This is a genomic window from Bacillus sp. C30 (genome assembly GCF_040838255.1).
GTDB classification, from domain to species: domain Bacteria; phylum Bacillota; class Bacilli; order Bacillales; family Bacillaceae_G; genus Bacillus_A; species Bacillus_A mycoides.
The window spans coordinates 1-1,898 of sequence record NZ_JBFPJH010000503.1; the positions used below are offsets into that span (position 1 = coordinate 1).

Sequence of the window (1,898 nt, forward strand, 5' to 3'; positions counted from 1 at the left end):
TTTATAGGTAGTGCAATCTTATAAAAAAGTAATTGGATACCTGTAAAAAAGCAGAATGTGTGAAAGCTAATAATCAATTGATATGCAGATTGATTATTAGCTTTCATTTTATAATTCGTTTTGAACGTATTCAGAAAACTCTCGTATTGTTTTTTCATTTCGGCGATAGTATGTCCATTTTCCAATTCGGTCAGAGTCTAGTAGTCCTGCTTTTTTCATAGTTAATAAATAACTAGAAATAACCGATTGGGCTAAGCCAGTTTTAAGCTGGATATCTCCTACACATACTCCAACTTGAAAGCTAAGGCCTTGCTCTAGATAAGGTTTTTCATCGAAATGGTTTTCTGGATTTTTCAACCATGATAAAATTTGACATCTTGTTTCATTTGACAATGCTTTATAAATTAATAAAGGTTCCATAAGGATATTATATCTACTTTTATAGATTTGTAAATGGGTTTTGGTGATTTTAAGGGGAGAAGGTATATGTAGATTCTTTTAAATATGAATGAGATGCTCTAGTAATAGGGCTTTTTTCTGGATGTGAATTTATAAAAAGTTGCACCGTCATATTGCTTTAGAATATGATTGGTTAAAGAGTAGGTGATGAGTACATGCAGGAAACAAAACAATTCCCGCTTATATCTGGAAATCTCTCATTAGATTTAGTGAATACAGAGTTAGTTAGGCGTGGACAACGTTATGATTTATTAATAACAGATGAAGATGTATTAGAATGGCTACATGTAATAAAGGCTAATCTTCCTTTTTGGAATGAAAAAACACTTATAGGAATTCAAGAGCGAGTGAATCAAGTTACATCTAGCATATTAGAGGTAAGAGAAGTACTGAGAAAACAGTTTGAGGCAATTGCTGATCTGCACGAAATTTCTAATGATTTTATTGCGTATTTAGAAAAACAAATTGAGAAGGCACCATTTACATATAAAGTCATTGAACAGCGTCTAGTACCTATCCCAGTTGGAGAAATTGAGGATGTACTTGTATCGTTAATTGCATTTGATGCTTTAACGTTAATAGCAGAAAATAAGCTTATTTCTCTTAAAAGGTGTTCAAACCCCGACTGTGTTTTATTATTTATAGATAAAAGTGGAAAACGAAAATGGTGTTCTATGAAAATATGTGGGAACCGGAAAAAAGCAGCAAAATTTCAGGTTCGAAAATCTGAAGAGGTTTAGGAATCAGCTTATAGCAGTTGATTCTTTTTTTTGTATCTTTTAACTAACCTCTAAAATTAATATTTACAGGTTAGTTAATTCGGGTTATAATTATTGGTAAATAAAGTGAAACTTTAGTCAGTGGGATGTCCATCCCTGCGAATAGCGCGATAAAGGAGGAAAACGATGGATAATATAACAGCAGCTAAGCAGAAAGAGGCTCAACCAATAAGTGTACGATATTTTGCAAAAATGAAAGGGAAAGGGAGAAGTCCATTACAAGTAAATATAAAGGATTCTTTAACGGGACTACTGGGGGGATTTTTAACAATTCTCACCTTAACATATTTAACGAGTATAACTTCTACAGAATTACTAATGGCTCCATTTGGAGCGAGTTGTGTATTAGCTTTTGGAGTTTGGAATGCACCGCTATCTCAGCCGCGTAATATTATTGGAGGACATTTGATTTCAACTTTCATTGGTCTATCAATATATCATTTGTTTGGGAATGAATATTGGACAATTGCTTTAGCAGTCGGGGTGTCGATTGCTATTATGATGTTAACAAGAACAACGCATCCTCCGGCAGGGGCTGATCCAATTGTCGTTATTTTAGGAGCAAATAGTTGGAGTTATTTAGTAACGCCGGTTTTAGTTGGTTCCGTTGTTATTGTAGTTATTACTTTATTTATTAATAATATGAGTAGTAAAAGGAAC

Annotated in this window: 3 protein-coding genes; 2 read left to right on the forward strand and 1 reads right to left on the reverse strand. The window is 33.4% G+C overall.

The genetic code is table 11. The features are described from left to right. Positions 1-108 precede the first annotated feature (108 nt). Positions 109-420, reverse strand: a complete 312-nt coding sequence (locus tag AB3X49_RS22255; protein WP_002087249.1) for an ArsR/SmtB family transcription factor — start codon at positions 418-420, stop codon at positions 109-111. Between the two features lie 194 nt (positions 421-614). Between AB3X49_RS22255 and AB3X49_RS22260 the strand changes: the two genes are divergently transcribed. After that, positions 615-1,199 (forward strand): CGNR zinc finger domain-containing protein, encoded by a 585-nt coding sequence (locus tag AB3X49_RS22260; protein WP_002125692.1) that lies wholly within the window; start codon positions 615-617, stop codon positions 1,197-1,199. 165 nt (positions 1,200-1,364) lie between these two features. Next, positions 1,365-1,898 (forward strand): HPP family protein (locus AB3X49_RS22265; protein WP_367964784.1); only part of this gene is annotated, 534 nt, incomplete at its 3' end.

Coding starts and splice junctions, on each gene's coding strand:
- AB3X49_RS22255 (WP_002087249.1), bottom strand. CDS start 420: ATGGAACCTTTATTAATTTATAAAGCATTGTCAAATGAAACAAGATGT.
- AB3X49_RS22260 (WP_002125692.1), top strand. CDS start 615: ATGCAGGAAACAAAACAATTCCCGCTTATATCTGGAAATCTCTCATTA.